Origin of the sequence: Bacillus sp. JJ783, from assembly GCF_036963225.1 — a bacterium.
GTDB classification, from domain to species: domain Bacteria; phylum Bacillota; class Bacilli; order Bacillales; family Bacillaceae_G; genus Bacillus_A; species Bacillus_A cereus_U.
Window position 1 is genome coordinate 12981 of sequence record NZ_JBALMG010000061.1, and the last position, 21060, is coordinate 34040.

A 21060-nucleotide genomic window follows, 5' to 3' on the forward strand; every position below is an offset into this window, starting at 1 on the left:
CTTAAGAATTAAAGACCTTTAGAAGTCATGTATGCAGCTAGGTCTACTACGCGGTTAGAGTAACCAGTTTCGTTATCGTACCAAGAAAGTACTTTAACCATGTTACCTTCCATTACCATTGTAGATAATGCATCGATTGTAGAAGAATCTGTGCAACCGTTATAGTCGATAGATACTAATGGCTCTTCGCTGTATCCAAGGATACCTTTTAATTCGCCTTCAGAAGCTGCTTTGAATGCTGCATTTACTTCTTCAACTGTTACTTCTTTGTCAAGTTCAACAACTAAGTCAACTAGAGAAACGTTAGCAGTTGGAACACGTACAGCGCCACCGTTTAATTTACCTTTAAGTTCTGGTAATACTAATGCTACAGCTTTAGCAGCACCAGTAGATGTTGGGATCATGTTTTCAGCTGCTGCACGAGCACGACGTAAATCTTTGTGTGGTAAGTCTAAGATTTGTTGGTCGTTAGTGTAAGAGTGAATTGTTGTCATCATTCCGCGTTTTACGCCGAATTTTTCGTTTAATACTTTAGCGAATGGAGCTAGACAGTTTGTAGTACAAGAAGCATTAGATACTACGTTGTGGTTAGCTGCATCGTATTCTTCGTGGTTAACACCCATAACTACAGTGATATCTTCGTCAGAAGCTGGAGCTGAGATGATAACTTTCTTAACTGATCCACCTAAGTGTTTCTCAGCGTCTGATTTTTTAGTGAAACGGCCAGTAGATTCTACTACTACTTCTACTCCGTAGTCGTTCCATGGTAATTGAGCTGGGTCACGCTCAGCGATAACTTTAATTTCTTTACCGTTAACAATGATGCTGTTTTCGTTAGCAGATACTTCTGCATTTAAAGTTCCGTGAACTGTATCATATTTTAAAAGGTGAGCTAATGTTTTAGCATCTGTTAAGTCGTTGATTGCTACTACTTCTACCTCAGAGTTGTTAAGAGCTGCGCGGAATACGTTACGTCCGATACGTCCAAATCCATTAATACCAATTTTAGTCATTTAAATTTCCTCCTTGGGGGATTATATTAAAGGGTATTACCCTTTGTTAATTGTTTTGCTGCACCTTCATCTGTAATTAGAATTGAAGTGTGCCCTTGCTTTATTACAGCCTGTATTGCTTTTGCTTTTGAAGAACCTCCAGCGACTGCGACAACGTGAGATACATGTTGTAAATCTTCAAGTTGCATACCAACTGTTCTTACTTTATGAACAACATTTCCTTGTTCATTAAAGTAGTAACCGAAAGCTTCGCCAACTGCTTCGCTTGCCTGAATCTTTAACCAATCTGCTTCTGAAGTATTTCTGCGACGTGCCATTGTTAACGCATCACCGATTCCATGAATGACGATATTGGAAGATCGAATCAACTCAAGAACTTCTTTCACGGAGGGCTCTGTTACAATAGACGCATATGCTTCGCTACTAACGTGATCTGGAACATACAATAAGCGATAATTACTCATCGTATTTTGTGCCATTTTGGCGCAAATGGTATTGGCTTCTAACTCAACACCTTCTCCAATTCCACCACGTGCTGGGACAAATAGCATATGTAAATCCTTGCAATCAAGTTGCATCATGTCCGCAGCAGCAGCTAGCGTAGTTCCTCCAGCCACAGCAACGATATTATTCGCTGTCAGACGGTCTTTTATACAAGTCACACAAGCACGGCCCATCTCCAGTTTGACCCAAGGTGATTCATCACTATCACCAGGGACAACGAAAACTTCATCCAAGTCTAATGTTTCCTTAAGTTGTTTTTCTAAAACCTTTAACCCGGAAATTTCTTTCATAAAGTCTTCCAAAGCAAGAACTAAAGCTGTTCCTTCTTCTGTCAAAGTCATTCCAGAAGAAGCGACGTGAACTAAGTTTTGTTCTTTCAAAACTTGAACTTCACTTCGCAATACTCGTTCTGTCATACCGAGACTTGCAGATAAGTTTCTTCTGCCAATCGGCTGCATAAGCCTAATGTACTGAAGTACTTGCATTCTCGTTTGCATAACAGGTAGCAGATCAGGTAATAATTTTTTTGTGTTCTGAATCCATGAGCGCATATCTTTTCTCCTCACTACATCGGTTCATTTCCCTTTGTGGTCACTTTATGTCCCGTAGTGACATTTTGCGTCCCACTTAGGTTAAAAAAATAATCCCTGCTACGTGTATTATTGTAACAGGAGACAGAAACTTATTCAACTCTTAACTGCATTGTTTATATAGTTTATTATGACACCTTTGTGAATGTTACCATATTCTACTTGTCTCCCGCCTATTTCTACAACAGGAATCATTAGATGGTATTTCTCTAAAAGGTTATTATCTTCATATATATCTATTTCCTCAATTTGAAAAGAATATTCACATTGTACTTCCTTTAAAATTTGTTTCGCCTTCACGCAAAGACCACAATCTTTTTTTGTATATAGTACAACTTTCATCTTCTTCACCTATCCAATTGTTTTTCTTAGAGACGAAGCAGGAATATGCATTTGTTCCCTATATTTCGCAACCGTTCTGCGAGAAATAACGATCTCATGCTCTTCTTCTAATAATTTTGAAATCTTTTGATCCGAAAGTGGCTTTTTCTTATTTTCTGCTCCAACAAGCGTTTGAATGAATTGTTTCACACGCTTTGTAGAAACCGCCTCATCTTCCGTCGTAGAAATAGAATTACTAAAGAACGATTTCATTTCAAATAAACCGTGCGGTGTTTGCACATATTTATTACGCGTCGCACGACTAATTGTAGACTCATGCACACCTAACTCTTCGGCCACCTCTTTTAAAGCAAGTGGTTTTAAATACTCTGGACCTTTCCAGAAGAAATCACTTTGCTTTTCCATTATAATACCCATCACTTGCAGGAGCGTTTGCTTTCTCTGCTTCAAACTGCGCATAATCCATTGCACATGTTGATACTTTTCAGATACATATGAAGCAACTTCACTTTCACTATTATTTAGTAATGCACTATACTCAGAGTGAATCTCAATTCTCGGCATATTCCGTTCGTTCATTTGTAAAACGAGACGATCACCATCTTTTTTCACCGCCATATCAGGCACGATATAAAGTGGTTTATCAGAAGAAAATGCAAGACCTGGTTTCGGCTGTAATGATGTAATACAGTTCACCGCATCCTGTAATTCCTCGTTAGTACACTTCAACACTTGAACGAGCTTTCGCCAATCTTTCTTAACGAAATAATTAAAATAATCATCTATAATTTCTTCCGCTAAACCATTTCTTCTTTGTAAGCGCTTCAATTGTATTGATAGACATTCCTGAATATTACGCGCACCTACCCCTGCTGGCTCTAACGATTGAACAAGCTCCACAGAACGGTCCACTACATCAATTGGCGCAGAAAGAAGCTCTGATAACTCTTCATTTGTTTCTTGTAAATAGCCATTTCCATCCATGTTCATAATAATGAAAGAAGCTGCTTTTCGCTCTTCTTCATCTATTTTATAATACTGTAGTTGATTTAATAAATGTTGCTGAATCGTTGTAGAATCCACACTGTAGATTTCCATTTGATTCTCGACTTGTTTGCCGGTACTTTTACTTGTGTTAGAGCTCTTTTTCTTCTCCCTCTCGAAACCACCTAACTCAATAAGGGGATTCTCTAACGATTGCTCATATAAAAACTCCGATAATTCTTGTACATTATACTGGAGCATTGTAATCGCTTGCCTTAACTCTTGTGTCATTGCCAAACGTAAGCTTTGTTCTTGTAAAAGACTTGCCTTCAAACTAATCTCCCCCTTGTTTCTATTGTACAATAAGTTTGGTAAAAGGAGAATCCTATCGCAGACACCCATTCCAAAATATTATTAATTTATATGTATTAATGAGATTTACAACTTACAACCGAAATTTGAATAATATCGAAAGAAAATAATAACGCATAAAAATTATTACCACATACTAATAGTAATTCTTATAACCAGATATAACAAGAGAGAAATAAAAAAAGTCCTAACCTACAAAACGTAAGTTAGGACCTTTTGACGCGCCCAGAGGGATTCGAACCCCCGGCAGACGTGGTACCGGAAACCACCGCTCTATCCGACTGAGCTATGGGCGCATGATAAAATTTTATAAACCGTTTATTATCAAGGTTTTAAGCCTTCTTCTATTCCGCTTTTCCACATTTAATTTCTTGCGAAAAACCTCTAATAGAAGTGAAATACAACAAGTAAATACCTGCTTATTTTCTTTTCATAATAATAGCAATAAAATCCATCTAAATCAATAAAAATATCCCCTTAATCCTTTATATACCTTAGCTAGGAGCCTATAAAACATGTCCTTCCCCTAAATTTTCCAATCATAAATTCACCCCAATTCACAAATTATAATCTTTGAATTGATATTCCAAAGGGGGCTTCATTCAATGACTGTAATTACAAAACTAAAGCAAACTGTTTCTGGATTAAAAAGTGCACAAGCTAGCTTAGAGGGATTCGCTCTCGATACGGATAACCAACAAGCAAAGCAACTTTTCCAAACAGCTGCGCAGCAAACACAAACAATTATTGATTCTTTAAACCCACGTGTTGAAGAAGTCCAGCAAGAAGAACCACAATACACACAGCAATAACCAAAGGTGCCATTGTATCTAATGGTACACAATGTGAGAAAAAGGATGATATGCAATCATCCTTTTTCTCGCAAATTACATACTGCAATAGAAATGGAATGATTATAATGCGAAAACTCGGCCTCATAACCGCGTTATTTGTTCTTCTATTCGGTTCACTTACCGGATGCGATGACAGCCCGTTAGATAAAAAAGTAAAGAAAGAAGAAGCTAAACGAACAGATGAAAAAAAGGGCCCTAAGTTAACAAAAATGAGTACAGAATCCTTTAATCAATCTATATCGCAAGACGCTAAGAAAAAAGCCCTCGCTATAGATGGCATTATAAAAGCTACCGCAGTTAATACCAATTTAGATCTTTACATAGCCGTCAAACCTGAACATCATGAAAGATTTGGTTTAAAGCCTTTACGAAGTAAATTAAAAAAGAAATTAAGTGATGAAAATCCTACTTTCGATATTCGTGTAAGTACAGACAAAAAGATTTTTATGCTCCTAGAAGAACTTGAAAACAAAATTAAGAACAAGAAAGTAAGTAAGGATGGCATTAAAGAACAATTGAAACTCATTCGATCAGAAATGGGATCCAATATTTAAGCTTTCTAAAAGAAAAGGAAGGATTGAAATGTCTAGTAAAGATAAAAACTTAACTCCTGTACAACAGGAATATAAAAAATTCGCGCAAGAACGAGAACCGAAGCGTCCTGTCTTAAAAAATTGTATAAAAGCTTTTTTCGTTGGTGGTTTCATTTGCTTCATCGGGCAACTTATTTCTACTTTTTACATCACATATTTTGATTTCACTGAGCGCTCAGCAGGGAATCCGACAGTAGCAACTCTAATTTTCATTTCCATGTTACTAACTGGATTCGGTATATACGATCGTTTTGGACAATTTGCTGGGGCTGGCACAGCGGTACCAGTTACCGGTTTTGGTAATTCTGTTATCGCAGCATGCATTGAACACCGAACGGAAGGGTTCGTCCTAGGTGTTGGCGGTAACATGTTTAAATTGGCTGGCTCTGTTATTTTGTTTGGTGTATTTTCTGCTTTCGTCATCGCACTTATTAAAACGATTCTCGTTCAATGGGGAGGGCTATAAATGTTACAAGGACACCGAACATGGGTATTTGAAAACAAACCAGTCATTATCTCAACCGGGGTAGTCGGTGGACCATTTGAAGCGAAAGGTAATATCCCTGAAGACTTCGACACCCTCCATGAAGATTTATGGCTTGGACAAGATTCTTACGAAAAGGCTCACAAAATTTTATTTGAAGAAGCTTGTAGCCGTGCTACAGAGAAAGCAAAACTTCGGAAAGACGATATTCAATTCGTACTCGCCGGAGATTTAATTAATCAAATAACCCCAACGAGTTTTGCATGTCGTACACTCGGAACACCTTATCTTGGGTTATTTGGAGCTTGCTCTACTTCTATGGAAGGATTAGCGCTCGGCGCAAGTATTGTAAATGCAAAAGGCGCAAAATATTTATTAACTGGAGCATCAAGCCATAACACTGCCGTGGAAAAACAATTCCGTTACCCAACTGAATATGGTGGGCAAAAGCCCCCTACAGCGCAGTGGACAGTGACCGGTGCAGGCGCAGCGATTTTAAGTGATACAGGAAATGGTCCAAGAGTTACTTCCGCCACAATTGGGCGAGTTGTTGATATGGGTTTAACAGATCCGTTTAATATGGGAGGCGCGATGGCCCCAGCTGCTGTCGATACGATTGAAGCCCATTTACGCGAACGACAAATCGACGCCTCTTATTATGACTTAATCGTAACAGGTGACCTTGGACATGTAGGACGCGAAATCGCTTACGACCTACTACATAAACACGGTACAAAAGTAAAGAGCGAACGATTCCAAGATTGCGGAATCATCATTTATAGAGAAGGTCAACCTGTCATAGCTGGCGGAAGTGGTCCTGGATGTTCGGCAACAGTCGTGTACGGACATTTATTAAATAGAATGAAAAAGGGAGAATTCAAAAAGATGCTAGTTGTTGCAACAGGTGCTTTACTATCTCCACTTACATTCCAACAAGAAGAAACAATTCCATGTATCGCTCATGCCGTATCGATCGAATTTGGAGGTGCAACACAATGATTTTTTTCTGGGCTTTTGTCATTGGTGGACTTATATGTGTAATTGGTCAACTTATGTTTGATGTAGGTAAACTTACTCCTGCCCATACAATGGCAACACTCGTTGTTGTTGGGGCTATATTAGATGGATTCAATCTATACGAACCATTAATTGATTTTGCTGGTGCAGGAGCAACTGTACCAATTACAAGTTTCGGTAACGCCCTCGTTCACGGCGCTATGGAAGAAGCTGCAAAACATGGAATTGTCGGCGTTATTACCGGTATGTTTAAAGTAACAAGCGCTGGTATTTCAGCTGCTATCATTTTTGGATTCATCGGAGCATTGCTATTTAAACCGAAAGGATAAGAGGTGTTTTCATGACTGTTATCGCTAGTGTAAAAACATGCCTCGCTAGTTTAAGGGGGGCTCAAGCAAGCTTAAGTTCCCTTTCGTTAAATTCAGCAGACGAAGAAACAAAACGCGTCTTTCACGAATGTATGTTAGAAATGGACAGCGTCATCGCTGATTTAAAGGATAGAGTTTCATTATTAGAACGTGAAGAACCTCAATATAAAGGGTTTTAAGTAGACTGGAGGAAATGACTATGTCTCACCTACCGGAATGGACACTTGTCATTATTCGCTCTGTATTCATATTAATTATTTTATTCACTATTACAAAGTGTTTAGGAAAAAGGCAAATCTCTCAGCTTTCCTTTTTTGAATACATAGCAGGAATGACAATCGGTGATATCGCCGCTCAAATATCTACAGGGCTTGATCAAAAGTTTTTCCACGGTGTCTTTGCAATACTTATTTTTGCCTCGGTACCTTTTTTTGTAGGAATTCTTTCCTTAAAAAACAAAACTGCTAGAGATTTCTTTGAAGGTAAGTCTACAGTCTTAATAAAGGATGGCAAAATACTTGAGGATAATTTAAAGAAAGAAAAGTATACCAGTGATGAATTACTTGAACTTCTCAGAGGAAACGGAGCCTTTAGTATATCCGAAGTAGAATTTGCCGTCTTAGAACCAAGCGGAGGATTAAATGTATTATTAAAGAAAGAATCTCAACCACTTACAGCAAAAGATATTGGCTTAAAAGTACCAAATAAAAAGGAACCACAAACTGTTATTATGGATGGAAATGTACTAGATGAACCTCTTTCAGCTAGTGGGCATAACCGCGCTTGGTTACATTCTGAACTAGAAAAACTCGGTGTTGTCATTGAAAATGTCTTTCTCGGTCAAGTTGATTCATACGGACAACTTACTATCGACATTTATAATGATAAACTCCAAATGCCTTCTCCTCAAAACAAACCTTTACTATTGGCATCTTTAAAAAAATGCCATGCTGATCTTGAGCTATTTTCTTTAGAAACAAAATCGAAATCAGCAAGTGAAATGTATAGTAAAAACGCGAAACAAGTCGAAACAATTTTAAATAAAGTAACCTATCTTTTAAAAGAATAAATACCGAAAGAACGCTTCAGTAAAAAGGCGTTCTTTTGCCTTTTCTACACCTTTAATCACGTTTAAATTTATGTAATTCGGTTATGATGTTGAAGATACATAAGCAGGGAATTTTAAAAATATAGCGAATAAATCATGATACAACTACATATTTTTTTGATTTAAAGTGGTTTCGTTTGACCTTTATTGACCATAATTGTATTATAAACTAAGAAAGCTTTCAAAGGAGGAAATAACAGATGAATTTAATTCCTACAGTAATTGAACAAACAAATCGTGGAGAACGCGCTTACGATATTTACTCTCGACTATTAAAGGACCGCATCATTATGCTTGGTAGCGCAATTGATGACAACGTAGCAAACTCAATCGTTTCCCAGCTTTTATTCTTGGAATCTCAAGATCCAGAAAAAGATATTCACATCTATATCAACAGCCCTGGTGGTTCTATCACAGCTGGTATGGCAATTTACGATACAATGCAGTTTATTAAACCACAAGTATCAACAATCTGTATCGGTATGGCTGCATCTATGGGTGCATTCTTACTTGCAGCAGGTGAAAAAGGAAAACGTTTCGCTCTTCCTAACAGTGAAGTAATGATTCACCAACCACTTGGTGGTGCACAAGGTCAAGCGACTGAAATCGAAATCGCTGCAAAACGTATCCTATTCTTACGCGAAAAATTAAACCAAATTCTTGCTGACCGCACCGGTCAACCACTTGAAGTTCTACAACGCGACACAGACCGCGACAACTTCATGACGGCAGAAAGAGCTCTAGAATACGGCTTAATCGATAAGATCTTTACAAATCGTTAATACTTAAAAGCGGAAGCGGCTCGTTCAGAATCGCAGGGCGATGGAGTCCCTGATTCCGAGGCGCTTTTTGCCTCGAATGAAGGGGCGAAACGACCGGAGATTCTAGCCGCTGAAGCTAAATATAACTAAAGGCGAAAGCGCCCTGTCAACAAGGCGCTTTTTTTATTATATACAAAGGCAGCACATACCCCACCTAGTATTTAACAGGATATATCAACGATTTTTCAAATATATCGACCGTAACTCAAATTTTATCGGCGATTATTTTAATATATCGACGTTTCGGCACAACATATCGACTTACCGACAATTCTCGACAAGCACGTGTGCCCTACATACCCCCACCACTCAAACTCACCGCACCCCACAAATAGCAAAATAAAAAAACTATCGCACATTCGCGATAGCCTTTTATTGTACATATGCAGCTAATGCTTCCAAAGCCTCTTCTGCATCTGAACCTTCTGTTGTAATTGTAATCATGCTACCAGTTCCAATTGCTAAGCTCATAATCCCCATTATGCTCTTTGCATTAACTGTCTTTCCATCTTTCTCAATGAAAATATCAGAATGAAAGCGATTTGCCTCTTGTACAAACAACGCAGCCGGACGTGCTTGTAAGCCGTTTTTTAATGCAACTTTAACCAGTCTTTGAACCACAGCTCCATTTCCCCTTTAACCTCTTATTTTTTTGCTACTGTTTCCCCCGCGCGTAATTTCTCTGCAATTTCATCGATTTTACGCAAACGATGATTAATACCCGATTTACTAATTTTCCCCCCGGATACCATCTCACCTAACTCTTTCAATGTTACATCTTGATAATCTCTTCGTAACTGTGCAATTTCTCTTAATTTATCTGGCAAAATATCAAGCCCAACCGTCTCATCAATATAGCGGATGTTCTCAATTTGCCTTAGCGCTGCACCAATTGTTTTATTTAAATTAGCTGTTTCGCAGTTAACTAAACGATTTACTGAATTACGCATATCGCGAACAATTCGAATATCTTCAAATCTTAAAAGTGCATTATGAGCACCTATAATATTTAAAAACTCTGTAATTTTCTCAGCTTCTTTCAAATACGTAATGTACCCTTTTCTTCTTTCCAACGTCTTACTATTTAAATCAAATCCGTTCATCAGTTCACATATAGAATCATTATGTTCCTTATATAACGAAAAGATTTCTAAATGATAAGATGATGTTTCTGGGTTATTTACCGAACCACCTGCTAAAAATGCACCGCGTAAATACGATCGTTTACAACATTTCTTCTCGATTAATTCCTGCGATATATTTCGAATAAACGAAAAGTCATCTCGAACAATGTGAAGATCTGCTAATATTTCCCGAGACTTCTCAACAAGCCGCACGATATATACATTATTTTTCTTCAATCGCATTTTTTTACGAACAAGTAATTCTACCGTCACATCATATCCTTTTTTCAAAAGCGTATAAATCCTTCTTGCAATTGCTGCATTTTCCGTTTGAATATCGATAGATAGGCGACGGTTTGAAAAAGAAAGCGATCCGTTCATTCGAAGCAACGCCGATAATTCTGATTTCTCACAGCATTCCTTCATTTCAAGGTTGGTCAACTCTTTCTTTGTTTCTGATGCAAATGACACAGTCAACACCTCCTTATACTATTACTTTGGAACAAAAATCTTGTCCTATATGAATGAGGAGCGTTACCTCAAACGAGGCAACGCACATTTATAACAATGAATATAAAATAGAAGCTAACTTTAATGTATCATGTCTTACAACACGATCATCATATTTCGCTAATTGATCTTGAATGATTTCGATATTATGTTCAGCAAAACGATCTGTATCCAGTGCAACTGGTTCCGACATTTCTTCCTCATATAAATTACGTAATTCACTAGGAATATCACGATTATTTACAATCGCAGTGTCGATAAATGGTTTACCTAAATGATCATGTAACGCCTGCACATGATCAAACGCAGTATAACCCTTCGTTTCGCCCGCTTGCGTCATAACATTACATACATATACCTTCTTCGCTTTTGCAGCAAGAACAGCGTCTCCAATTTTGTTAACAACTAAATTCGGTAATATACTTGTGTACAGACTTCCTGGACCGAAAACAAGCAAATCAGCTCGTTTAATTTCCGTCAACGTTTCACATAACGGTTCTACATCTTCTGGAGTTAAAAAGACACGATTAATCTTCTTCCCGAAATAAGGAATCTTTGATTCACCTGTTACAATTTCTCCATCTTCTAATTCTGCATGAAGTACCGCACTTTGATTCGCTGCTGGCAATACACGTCCTCTGACATTTAATACTTTACTCGTTTCCGTAATCGCGTGGTAAAAGTCTCCTGTAATCGAAGTCATACCTGCCAATAGTAAATTTCCTAACGCATGCCCTTTCAGTCCGTCTCCAGTTGTAAAACGGTGCTGAAATAAAGCTTCCACTAATGGTTCTACATCCGATAACGCAACAAGTACGTTACGAATATCACCTGGAGGTGGAATTTCTAGCTCATCACGCAGTCTACCTGAACTGCCTCCATCGTCGGCTACTGTTACAACTGCTGTAATATCAACAGGATATTGTTTTAATCCTCTTAATAAAACAGAAAGTCCAGTTCCACCTCCCATGATAACAATTTTAGGTTTTCTCTCTTTTTTCATCCCTTAATGGCCCTTTCTCTTCTCCACATCACGATGAGATACATGAACGCTATACTCTGGTTTCAAATGTTTCCCAAGGTACTCTGTAAGCGTAACAGAACGATGTTGCCCACCTGTACATCCAATCGCAATTACAAGTTGACTCTTACCTTCTCTTTTATAATGAGGCAGCATGAAAGTAATAAGATCCGTCAATTTCTCTAAAAACTTATGTGTTTCATTAAATTTCAACACATACGACGAAACTTCTTCATCCAGTCCTGTTAATGGCTTCATATGTGGAATATAATATGGATTTGGTAAAAAACGAACATCAAATACTAAATCAGCATCGATTGGGATTCCGTACTTAAATCCAAACGACATAACATTTACACGGAATGCTTGCTCAGTTTCTGTTGAGAACAAGTGAACAATTTTCTCTCGTAATTCTTTCGGTTTCAAATCAGATGTATCAAGCACAATATTCGCTCGCGCCTTCATATCAGTTAATAGACCACGCTCAGCTTCGATTCCCTTTAACGGCAAACCAGTTGGCGCAAGTGGATGCGAACGTCTTGTTTCTTTATAACGAGTTACAAGTGTGCTATCTTTCGCATCTAAAAATAAAATATGAGGAATAATCCATGTACGTTCTGATAAATCATCAAGTGCTCCCCATAAATATTCAAAAAACTCTCGGCCACGTAAATCAATACCGAGTGCTACTTTATTCATTTTACCTTTTGAATCTGCCATAAGTTCAATAAACTTCGGCAATAACATCGGTGGTAAATTATCTACACAAAAATATCCTAAATCTTCAAAACTTTGTAACGCTACCGTTTTTCCAGCTCCAGACATCCCTGTAATAATTACCATTTTTATATCATTATTCTCTGTCATCGTATCCTCTCCTTGCAAGTTTAACTCGGATCTAATCGATATGAAATCAACTCAAAATCTGGGGTATATACAAATGTACCGTAGATTATACCATTCCCTTTAATTAAATAATCAATAATGTGATAATCTCCTGGTGCCATTGCTAAATCATCAATTTTATCAAATGTATGCCAACCAATGATGCCTTCTTCGCTCTCTAATTTGTTTTCTCCTGCAAAATCTGTTGCTAAAAAGGAGAACATCATCCATTCAGAAACAACTTTATCACCTTCTTGGATGACAAAAGTGAAGACCCCTTTTAATGCTGGATTCTTTAAATAAATACCTGTTTCTTCACGATACTCGCGAACAACGGTATCTCTTACCGTCTCACCACGTTCCATTTTCCCGCCCGGTGCAACCCACCAATTCCGGCGAGGTTTTTGGAGTAAGAGTACTTCATTATCTCTAATTAACACACAGTTTGTCACTCTTTGCATGTTTCTTCACCTCAGCTACTTGCAGCAAAATTTCTCACTGCATACTCATTTCATTATACTATCAAAAACAGTTTGCTACAACGAAGGTGCCAGTCCCCTTTCGCTAAGAAATTGTAAAAAATCTTTCTATAAAAAGCAATCCAAATACCTTACTTCCCATGAACAGTACATAAAAATCCCCTTAACGATAAAAATCGTTAAGGGGATTAAAACACTTATTTCTTACCGAAATAAGTAACAATCGCAAATCCTAAAATAAAAGTAATAATTGAACTTACAATTGAAATGCCACCAGTCGGAATGCCAGGGAACACAATGACAATCGACCCGATAACGAGCCCAATAATTGCCGCAAATGTCATACTTTTATAACGATCTAACAAATAACTAATTCCTTTACTACTTACAACAAATCCGGCCATCACACCGGCACCGATAACCACGATTAACGGTAAATTGAGTGTAGTTAAAGCGTTAATTGCTGTTGGATACACACCAATAATTAATAAAATAAACGATCCACTAATTCCAGGAAGAAGCATAGCCATACTAGCCATCCATCCTGCGAAAAATAAACCAATTGCATTTAAAATTGTTAACGTCGTAATCGGATCAGCTGCCTTATCTGGTTTAAAGAATGCTGTTATTGCAACAAGAATTGCTGCAATTATTAACAAGACAATATGACTACCTTTAAACGTTGCCTTTGCATCAGCTTCTCTCATTAACATCGGTAATATACTAATAATTAAACCGAGGAAGAAAAATTGAGTCGGTTCATAATGATTTGCTAATAAATATTTAATAACGTGACTTAACGTTAGAAAAGCTGCCGCTACACCAGCTGCAAGTGGGATTAAAAACGCTAAATGTTTTTTCCATTCACGACTAAAGAATCCGCTAATTGCTGCGAGCAATTGTTCATAAATCCCTAACACAACAGCGATTGTTCCGCCGCTCACACCAGGAATTAAATCGCTAACGCCCATACAAAACCCACGATATATATTACGCCATTCCATACTGAATAAATTCCTCATTCCTTATAGTGATTTTTCCCGTAAAGTCCAGTATATCAATAAGAAAGCTTATAATCCCAATTGTTTTTGACAAAACTTTGACATTTCCACAAAAAAAGAAAGCTCCTATCGGTAGCTTTCTTCTCAAAAGGTATATTACCCCTTATTTTTCTGTTACAGTCTTTAGTTCCTCTACTAACTCTTCTATATAATGCTGTGCACTCTGCGCTGCAATACTACCATCGCCTGTTGCCGTTACAATTTGACGAAGCATTTTTTCACGAACATCACCAGCTGCGAAAATACCAGGAACTTTCGTTTCCATACGCTCGTTCGTTTCAACATAACCATTTTCATTTGTAATACCTAGCTCAACAAACGGTTTTGATAGTGGTAGCATACCGATGTATATGAAAACGCCGTCAGTTTTAACTTCTTGTTCTTCTCCGCTGTTTACATCTACAAGTGTTACGCTTCCTACTTTACCATTTGCATCGTTAATTTCTTTTATAGTGTGATTCCAAATGAAATCTACTTTCTCATTTTGGAAAGCACGATCTTGTAAAATTTTCTGTGCACGAAGAGTGTCACGACGGTGAACGATTGTTACTTTTGATGCGAAGCGTGTTAAGAACACACCCTCTTCAACAGCAGAATCTCCGCCGCCAATAACAACAAGTTCTTTCCCTTTAAAGAATGCACCATCACATACTGCACAATACGATACACCGCGGCCGCCAAGTTCTGTTTCACCTGGCACACCAATTTTTTTATACTCTGCACCGCTTGCAACGATAATTGCACGTGCTTTATATTCTTTTTTACCAGCAATAATTGTTTTGTACTCTTTACCATCGATGATTGCTTTCACATCACCGTATGCATATTCAGCACCAAATTTCTTCGCATGCTCAAACATTTTATTTGATAAGTCTGGTCCTAAAATAGACTCATAACCTGGATAGTTCTCTACATCTTCTGTATTTGCCATTTGTCCACCTGGAATACCACGCTCAAGCATCAGTGTGCTTAAATTCGCACGAGATGTATATACCGCAGCTGTCATACCAGCTGGTCCTGCACCAATAATAATGACATCATAAATTTTTTCTTCTGACACACTATTCACTCCCATTCATTCATACACATTAAGTTACCCTCATTATACTGTTAGCATCATTTTTTTCCCAATGATTTGCCTACCCTACGTGTGCGTGCGCTTAACAGCCTGCACATACTTTCGTACAGTCGCTACAGATACATTATATACATCACCAAGCTCTGCCTGTGTCATCTTATTTCTTTGTTCACCGCGCACAATATATTCAATTGCCGCTGACCAACCGTACACATTTGTAAAAGTCGCTCCAGATGTATATAAACGTATGAACGTACAAAACCAAAAATTTAAACACTCTTCGATTAATTCATCGTCTTTTTTCGTATAATTGTATAATGCATCCGCGATTCGTACGCACTGTTCAAATTGCTGTAAATCAGCTGGGATGCTTTTATGACTATTAAGTAAAAAGAAATATTTTGCAAGTTGCGATACGATTGGAACACCATTTTTCGCTTGCGTTACATCAAAGAAGAATCCAACCTTCTCTGGTGTTGACAATTCATTCATTAAATATAAAGCTAGCATTTTCTCTTCTAGCGTCGTACTTTTCTGAAATGATTTTCGTAACTCTTCAAATAAAAGATTTTGTCCTTCATCTGCTAAATTCAGTGCATTCCACGGTTCTTTTCCTTTTTTATCAGGATGCAATTCTACAACATGTTGCCACATTTTTTCAGCTACTTGCTGTTCCTTCACCATATACGCAGAGTATGCAAACCAGTAATAAAAACTAACGTCTCCTTCGTATCCTTGACGCTTTAATACTTTGAACCATTTATATGCAGGTTCAAAATGACCAATTGTTGCAAGCGTTGTTCCAAGTTTCAAACGATGCTCAAATGAAATTGGATATACCGAAACTAACTGCCCTGCTAATGACTCTACTTGCTTATGCTCTCCAATTGAATATAGAAAAATAAGCGTATTACAAAGCGCATGCATATTACCAGGACTTTTCTCTAAAATCATTTCTGTTAACTTAAGCGCTTGATCTACATTACCTGATTGAAAATGTGCAATCGCTAAATTATTATGGCCCGACCAAAATTCTGGATATTCTTTCGTAACAACTTCTAGTGTAGCAATCGCCTCTTCTAATTGTCCGTTACGAATGTAGCGGTTCGCTTCTTCCTGCATAACAATTAGCTCATCTTCATCCTCAATCTCTTCCTCACCCATTGTTTCTTCTTCCATAATCTCAAGCAATTCTAATGTATCTTCTACGAATTCTTTCTCTTTCGCAACTTCTAAATATCGCTCTGCATACTTCTTCGCCTGTTGAAACAAGCCCATATATGCATAATTATTTGAAATAAAATAATAGCATTGCTCAAGTTCAGGATTGGATCTAACAAGCTTTAGAAATATCTGATTCGACTCTTGATATTCACCAGATTCAGATAATGTTATTGCTAGTTGGCATAAAATAAATGGCTCCTTCTCGCTTTGTGCCGCTCTTCGAAAATATTTAATTGCATCTTGCAATTTTTGCCCTTTATAAGCCCTCATCCCTTTTTTATAAAAGAAGTCCGCTAACTGATTAAAAGAGATAACTTGTCCGCTCTCCTTATATATTCTTTGATTTTTCCCCATATATCCTCCAGTTTTTTGTTTTCTTCGTTCACACATTCTTCTATCTATAAGTATAAACGATTCCGTAAAAAACAAAACAGTATATTGTAATCAATTATTTCCTTTTTATTCATAAAAAGAGAAGGGAAATGTTACATTTTTAACATCAACCTTCTCTAGTGGCCATTTCCTCTTTCGTATAAATAATACGCATCGGATTTCCGCCTACGAAAGCGCCGCCTGGTACATCTCTATGGACAAGTGTGCCTGCAGAAACGATAGCACCATCTCCAATTGTCACACCTGGTAAAATTGTCGTATTCGCTCCAATCATAACTTCATTCCCTATGACGATTTCTCCGAGTCGATACTCACGAATTAAATATTCATGCGCTAAAAGCGTTGTATTATAGCCGATAATTGAATTGTCTCCCACAGTAATCTTTTCTGGAAACATAATATCTGGCATTACCATAAGTGCAAACGACGTTTTCTTTCCTACTTCCATCCGTAAAAACGTGCGATATAACCAATTCTTCGCGGATAAAAATGGCGTGTAACGTGCGATTTGGATGATAATAAAGTTTTTCATTACCTTCCAAAAAGAAACTGTTTTATACACATTCCACAATGAATTTTCTCCTGAAACAGGATAGCGCGTTGTCCGTCGCACTGAACTCTCTCCTCTACTTATACAAAGTGACACTTTAACCGGTAGGAACCCTTTTCCCCACTGATTACTAACTCTCATCAATCAAGCATTTACAGGCAGGAATCTTACTACCCATTAATACGGGACAAAATCGGTAGTAAATCACTCATTTTATCTAGTACATAATCTGGTTTATACGCTTCTAAATACGCTCTACCTTTCAATGTCCATGAAACCGCTACTGTTTTCGTACCTGCATTTTGTCCACCGACGATATCATGATGATTATCACCAACCATCAATGTTTCTTCTGGCTTTGCATCTAATAATTCGAGTGCTTTTTGAAGTGGTTCTGGATGTGGTTTCACATGTTCCACATCATCAATCGTCACGACAACATCAAAAAACTGATCAAGTTTCGAAAGCTTTAATCCCATTTCAACCGTCTGTCTCGCTTTCGTTGTAACGATGCCGATCTTATAACCTTGCTTCTTCAATTCTTGAACCGTTTCATATACAGTTTCATATTCTTCCACTAATTCATCATGATGCTCATGATTAAATTGACGATAACATGTAATCATCTCTTCAACCTTACTTGCATCAATTTTACTAAAAGTATCATGCAAAGATGGACCGATAAATGGCAATACATCTTCACGCTTATACTGATTAGAATAATAGTGATTTAACGTATGTAAAAAAGAAGAGATAATAAGTTCATTTGTATTAATTAACGTTCCATCTAAATCAAATAACACTGTATTTATTTTCATCGTCCTTAATCCTTTCATTACCTGAATATGAAAGAAGCAGCATCTTCTATAAGATGCTACTTTTCTCTAATTTTCTAAATATCTTTTATCAGCTTGCCCCATTTTTCGTCTCACAATAATGAAAATGATAGAAATAACAACAATTCCAATAGACATTACTTGTGCAATACGAAGTGGTCCTAACATTAAACTATCTGTACGCAAACCTTCTACGAAGAAGCGTCCCACTGAATACCAAATTAAATATGTGAAGAATAATTCACCACGGCGTAAATTCACTTTTCGTAACGCGAGTAGTAAAATAACACCTGCAAAGTTCCATAATGATTCATATAAAAACGTTGGGTGATAATACACACCATCAATGTACATTTGATTAATAATGAAATCTGGTAAATGAAGACCTTCTAAAAACTGTCTCGTTACTTCATCACCATGCGCCTCTTGGTTCATAAAGTTTCCCCATCGGCCAATTGCTTGTCCTAGTAAAATACTCGGCGCAGCAATATCCGCTAACTTCCAGAATGAAAGCCCGCGTCGTTTCGCAAAAAGGATTCCTGTAATAACAGCCCCGATTAAACCACCATGAATCGCCAAACCACCTTGACGAATATTAATAATTTGACTCGGATTTTGCGAATAATATTCCCATTCAAAAATGACATAATACATTCTCGCAAAAAGAATAGCAATTGGTACTGCGATTAATACAAGGTCGATAAATGTATCTTTGTGAATACCAAGCCTTTCTCCCTCGCGAGTTGCTAGCCAAAGACCTAATAGCACACCTGTACCGATAATAACCCCATACCAATAAACAGGGAACGGCCCAAGTTGGACTGCTATACGGTCAAGCTGTGGTACAGAACCTAACAGCATATATATGACCTCCCTCTCCAGAGTCTACTCTTGATTTCCTAACTCAATCGCACTCATTAATCGTTCAGAGAACTGTTGTGCCGCATTGACTCCCATACGTTTTAATCTGAAGTTCATCGCTGCTACTTCAATAATAACAGCCAAGTTTCGACCAGGACGAACTGGAAGTGTAATCTTCGTAAGTTCTGTATCAATAATCTTCATCTTCTCTTCATCAAGACCTAAGCGATCATAATTTTTCTTTTGATCCCAAATTTCAAGATTAATAACAAGCGTAATACGTTTATAATTTCGTACTGCCCCTGCACCGAATAACGTCATTACGTTAATGATACCTAGACCACGAATTTCTAATAAATGCTCAATTAAATCTGGTGAGCTTCCTACTAATGTGTCTTCATCTTCTTGACGAATTTCTACGCTATCATCCGCAACAAGGCGGTGACCACGCTTTACAAGTTCAAGCGCTGTCTCACTTTTCCCGACACCACTTTGACCTGTAATTAAAACACCAACGCCATAAATATCTACTAACACACCATGAACAGCTGTTGTTGGCGCTAACTTACCTTCTAAATAGTTTGTTAAACGACTTGATAATCTCGTCGTCGTTTGAGCAGAACGTAATAAAGGCACGCCTGATTCACGTGATGCTTGTAATAACTCATCCGGTACATCTTGATTACGAGTTACAATAATACAAGGCGTCTCTTCAGTACAAAGCGCTTTCATTCTCTCTTGCTTTTGCTCTGTCGTTAACGTATCAAAGAACGTAAGCTCCGTTTTTCCAAGAAGCTGTACGCGATCAGCTGGATAATATGTAAAAAATCCTGCCATTTCAATTCCAGGTCGTGATAAATCACTCGTATCAATCGGACGATGAATCCCTTCTTCACCACTTACTAACTCCAATTGAAATTGTTCAATTAAATCTTTTGTCCTTACTTTCGGCATATGTATAAACCTCCACTCCGCTGCGGGTTCAGTCTCATTTGATGTAAAATTCCATTCTATCGGATATTGTACCATTTTTTTCTGGAAACAAGAAACATGGTTTCTAATAAATAGAAAAAAACATTTCATATGAATCATGAAATGTTTTTCTTTTTGTCATTTTCTCTTTTTTTCATGTAATGGTTCAACAATTACTTTTTCAATTATCATATTAAAAATCGAAATACAAATTGCCGCAACAATCGCTACACCAAATCCAGATATATTAAAGGCGTCCCCTAATAATGAATCCGTCATCTTTAACGTAATCGCATTAATAACGATTAAGAAGAAACCGAAAGTTACAAGAGTAATTGGTAGCGTAATTAAAATTAAAAGCGGCTTTACAAATACGTTTAAAATCGCCAATATAATACTCGCAATAATTGCAGTTTGTATATTTGCTATGTAAAATGCGTCTGGTGCAAGCCCCTTTAAAAGTCCGGATACAGCGATTAATACAACGCTATTTACAAGAAGTGATACAATCCATCTCATTTCCTTACACATCCTTTTAACATATATCTTGCATCATACGCTAATAGATAGTCAACTACCCCCACTGAGTTGAAACGTTTCAGTGGGGGCTTGAGTTAGAACTCTAGGTCTTTTCGTCTATCGCTAGACAGTTTGACGCTCTAGAATTCATGCCATCTTTCGGTAACACCCCAAGTAAGTTTTTGGTTGGTACTGGCAACGAACTATTGTTTTCCCACTTGCACCACCCTTTCGAAAAAGAGCAATTCTTCCTTGTGGAAGAAGCCACCACTCAGATGACTCCGGCGTGTGTGCTACAAGCCCCGACAAGTCGAGTACACATGGATGGTTGACGCACCCACTAAGCTATGCACGAAGCAACAGCCTTACGTGTTTGCACTTCTAATAGAATCGGCGTTTTCACTTTGAGATTTTCATCCAATTCTACAACTCTTGATTTTTGCAATGTATTCAACGCACCATTAATATCAGCGTGGATACATTTTCCTGATTTACTT

General features: G+C 37.6%; 25 protein-coding genes, 1 tRNA gene and 1 pseudogene. 8 read left to right on the top strand and 19 right to left on the bottom strand.

Annotated features, from left to right (window positions below; translation table 11 throughout):
- Positions 1-8: 8 nt before the first annotated feature.
- The 5 genes from gap to V7038_RS13965 form a co-directional block, all read right to left on the bottom strand.
- Entirely contained in the window at positions 9-1013 is a 1005-nt protein-coding gene (gap, locus tag V7038_RS13945) for a type I glyceraldehyde-3-phosphate dehydrogenase (protein ID WP_002112805.1), read from the bottom strand.
- 26 nt (positions 1014-1039) lie between these two features.
- A complete protein-coding gene (cggR, locus tag V7038_RS13950) occupies positions 1040-2068 on the bottom strand; it encodes a gapA transcriptional regulator CggR (protein ID WP_002112806.1) in 1029 nt (342 codons plus the stop codon).
- A gap of 135 nt (positions 2069-2203) precedes the next feature.
- Complete coding sequence (locus V7038_RS13955; protein WP_002112807.1) at positions 2204-2449, bottom strand: glutaredoxin family protein; 246 nt, start codon at positions 2447-2449, stop codon at positions 2204-2206.
- Between the two features lie 9 nt (positions 2450-2458).
- Positions 2459-3766 (bottom strand): RNA polymerase factor sigma-54, encoded by a 1308-nt coding sequence (gene rpoN, locus V7038_RS13960; RefSeq protein WP_002112808.1) that lies wholly within the window; start codon positions 3764-3766, stop codon positions 2459-2461.
- A 259-nt stretch (positions 3767-4025) separates the two neighbouring features.
- A tRNA-Arg gene (locus V7038_RS13965) sits at positions 4026-4101 on the bottom strand.
- 309 nt (positions 4102-4410) lie between these two features.
- Between V7038_RS13965 and V7038_RS13970 the strand changes: the two genes are divergently transcribed.
- The 8 genes from V7038_RS13970 (at position 4411) to clpP (ending at position 9011) form a co-directional block, all read left to right on the top strand.
- Positions 4411-4617: a DUF1657 domain-containing protein gene (locus V7038_RS13970; protein ID WP_000216167.1), complete on the top strand. Its 207-nt coding sequence runs from the start codon at positions 4411-4413 to the stop codon at positions 4615-4617.
- A gap of 107 nt (positions 4618-4724) precedes the next feature.
- Positions 4725-5213, top strand: a complete 489-nt coding sequence (locus V7038_RS13975; RefSeq protein ID WP_002112809.1) for a YhcN/YlaJ family sporulation lipoprotein — start codon at positions 4725-4727, stop codon at positions 5211-5213.
- A gap of 28 nt (positions 5214-5241) precedes the next feature.
- Positions 5242-5718: a stage V sporulation protein AC gene (gene spoVAC, locus V7038_RS13980; protein ID WP_002112810.1), complete on the top strand. Its 477-nt coding sequence runs from the start codon at positions 5242-5244 to the stop codon at positions 5716-5718.
- Positions 5719-6735 carry a stage V sporulation protein AD gene (spoVAD, locus tag V7038_RS13985; protein ID WP_002112811.1) on the top strand — a complete coding sequence of 339 codons (1017 nt, stop codon included), beginning with the start codon at positions 5719-5721 and terminating at the stop codon, positions 6733-6735.
- Positions 6732-7082: a stage V sporulation protein AE gene (gene spoVAE, locus V7038_RS13990; protein WP_002112813.1), complete on the top strand. Its 351-nt coding sequence runs from the start codon at positions 6732-6734 to the stop codon at positions 7080-7082. Before spoVAD ends, spoVAE begins: the two co-directional genes overlap by 4 nt.
- A gap of 11 nt (positions 7083-7093) precedes the next feature.
- Entirely contained in the window at positions 7094-7300 is a 207-nt protein-coding gene (locus tag V7038_RS13995; protein WP_002112814.1) for a DUF1657 domain-containing protein, read from the top strand.
- A 20-nt stretch (positions 7301-7320) separates the two neighbouring features.
- Positions 7321-8190, top strand: coding sequence for a DUF421 domain-containing protein (locus tag V7038_RS14000; RefSeq protein WP_335470565.1), 870 nt, complete (start codon positions 7321-7323; stop codon positions 8188-8190).
- 239 nt (positions 8191-8429) lie between these two features.
- Positions 8430-9011, top strand: a complete 582-nt coding sequence (gene clpP / locus V7038_RS14005; RefSeq protein WP_001049156.1) for an ATP-dependent Clp endopeptidase proteolytic subunit ClpP — start codon at positions 8430-8432, stop codon at positions 9009-9011.
- A 411-nt stretch (positions 9012-9422) separates the two neighbouring features.
- On the opposite strand, the gene V7038_RS14010 is transcribed toward clpP, so the two are convergent.
- The 14 genes and pseudogenes from V7038_RS14010 to V7038_RS14075 form a co-directional block, all read right to left on the bottom strand.
- The gene (locus tag V7038_RS14010) at positions 9423-9671 is read right to left on the bottom strand and encodes an HPr family phosphocarrier protein (protein WP_002112817.1); all 249 of its coding nucleotides are present in this window, start codon (positions 9669-9671) and stop codon (positions 9423-9425) included.
- 23 nt (positions 9672-9694) lie between these two features.
- Positions 9695-10645, bottom strand: a complete 951-nt coding sequence (gene whiA / locus V7038_RS14015) for a DNA-binding protein WhiA (protein WP_002016082.1) — start codon at positions 10643-10645, stop codon at positions 9695-9697.
- 88 nt (positions 10646-10733) lie between these two features.
- A complete protein-coding gene (locus V7038_RS14020; RefSeq protein WP_002112818.1) occupies positions 10734-11687 on the bottom strand; it encodes a gluconeogenesis factor YvcK family protein in 954 nt (317 codons plus the stop codon).
- A 3-nt stretch (positions 11688-11690) separates the two neighbouring features.
- Entirely contained in the window at positions 11691-12572 is an 882-nt protein-coding gene (rapZ, locus tag V7038_RS14025) for an RNase adapter RapZ (protein ID WP_002016084.1), read from the bottom strand.
- A 20-nt stretch (positions 12573-12592) separates the two neighbouring features.
- Positions 12593-13051, bottom strand: coding sequence for an NUDIX hydrolase (locus V7038_RS14030; RefSeq protein ID WP_002112819.1), 459 nt, complete (start codon positions 13049-13051; stop codon positions 12593-12595).
- 215 nt (positions 13052-13266) lie between these two features.
- Positions 13267-14073 carry a DUF368 domain-containing protein gene (locus V7038_RS14035; protein ID WP_002124059.1) on the bottom strand — a complete coding sequence of 269 codons (807 nt, stop codon included), beginning with the start codon at positions 14071-14073 and terminating at the stop codon, positions 13267-13269.
- Between the two features lie 160 nt (positions 14074-14233).
- Positions 14234-15190, bottom strand: coding sequence for a thioredoxin-disulfide reductase (trxB, locus tag V7038_RS14040; RefSeq protein WP_002089563.1), 957 nt, complete (start codon positions 15188-15190; stop codon positions 14234-14236).
- An 84-nt stretch (positions 15191-15274) separates the two neighbouring features.
- Positions 15275-16786: a tetratricopeptide repeat protein gene (locus V7038_RS14045; protein ID WP_002198874.1), complete on the bottom strand. Its 1512-nt coding sequence runs from the start codon at positions 16784-16786 to the stop codon at positions 15275-15277.
- A 145-nt stretch (positions 16787-16931) separates the two neighbouring features.
- The gene (locus tag V7038_RS14050) at positions 16932-17438 is read right to left on the bottom strand and encodes an acyltransferase (protein WP_070129163.1); all 507 of its coding nucleotides are present in this window, start codon (positions 17436-17438) and stop codon (positions 16932-16934) included.
- Between the two features lie 107 nt (positions 17439-17545).
- Positions 17546-18193, bottom strand: coding sequence for a pyrophosphatase PpaX (gene ppaX / locus V7038_RS14055; protein WP_002112826.1), 648 nt, complete (start codon positions 18191-18193; stop codon positions 17546-17548).
- Positions 18194-18259: 66 nt separating this feature from the next.
- On the bottom strand, positions 18260-19072 hold the full coding sequence (gene lgt / locus V7038_RS14060) for a prolipoprotein diacylglyceryl transferase (protein WP_002034719.1): 813 nt from the start codon (positions 19070-19072) through the stop codon (positions 18260-18262).
- 24 nt (positions 19073-19096) lie between these two features.
- A complete protein-coding gene (hprK, locus tag V7038_RS14065) occupies positions 19097-20026 on the bottom strand; it encodes an HPr(Ser) kinase/phosphatase (protein ID WP_002016091.1) in 930 nt (309 codons plus the stop codon).
- A gap of 156 nt (positions 20027-20182) precedes the next feature.
- Positions 20183-20563: a phage holin family protein gene (locus V7038_RS14070; protein WP_002112828.1), complete on the bottom strand. Its 381-nt coding sequence runs from the start codon at positions 20561-20563 to the stop codon at positions 20183-20185.
- Positions 20564-20903: 340 nt separating this feature from the next.
- Positions 20904-21060 (bottom strand): annotated as a pseudogene (locus V7038_RS14075) (RNA-guided endonuclease TnpB family protein); the annotation flags it as partial.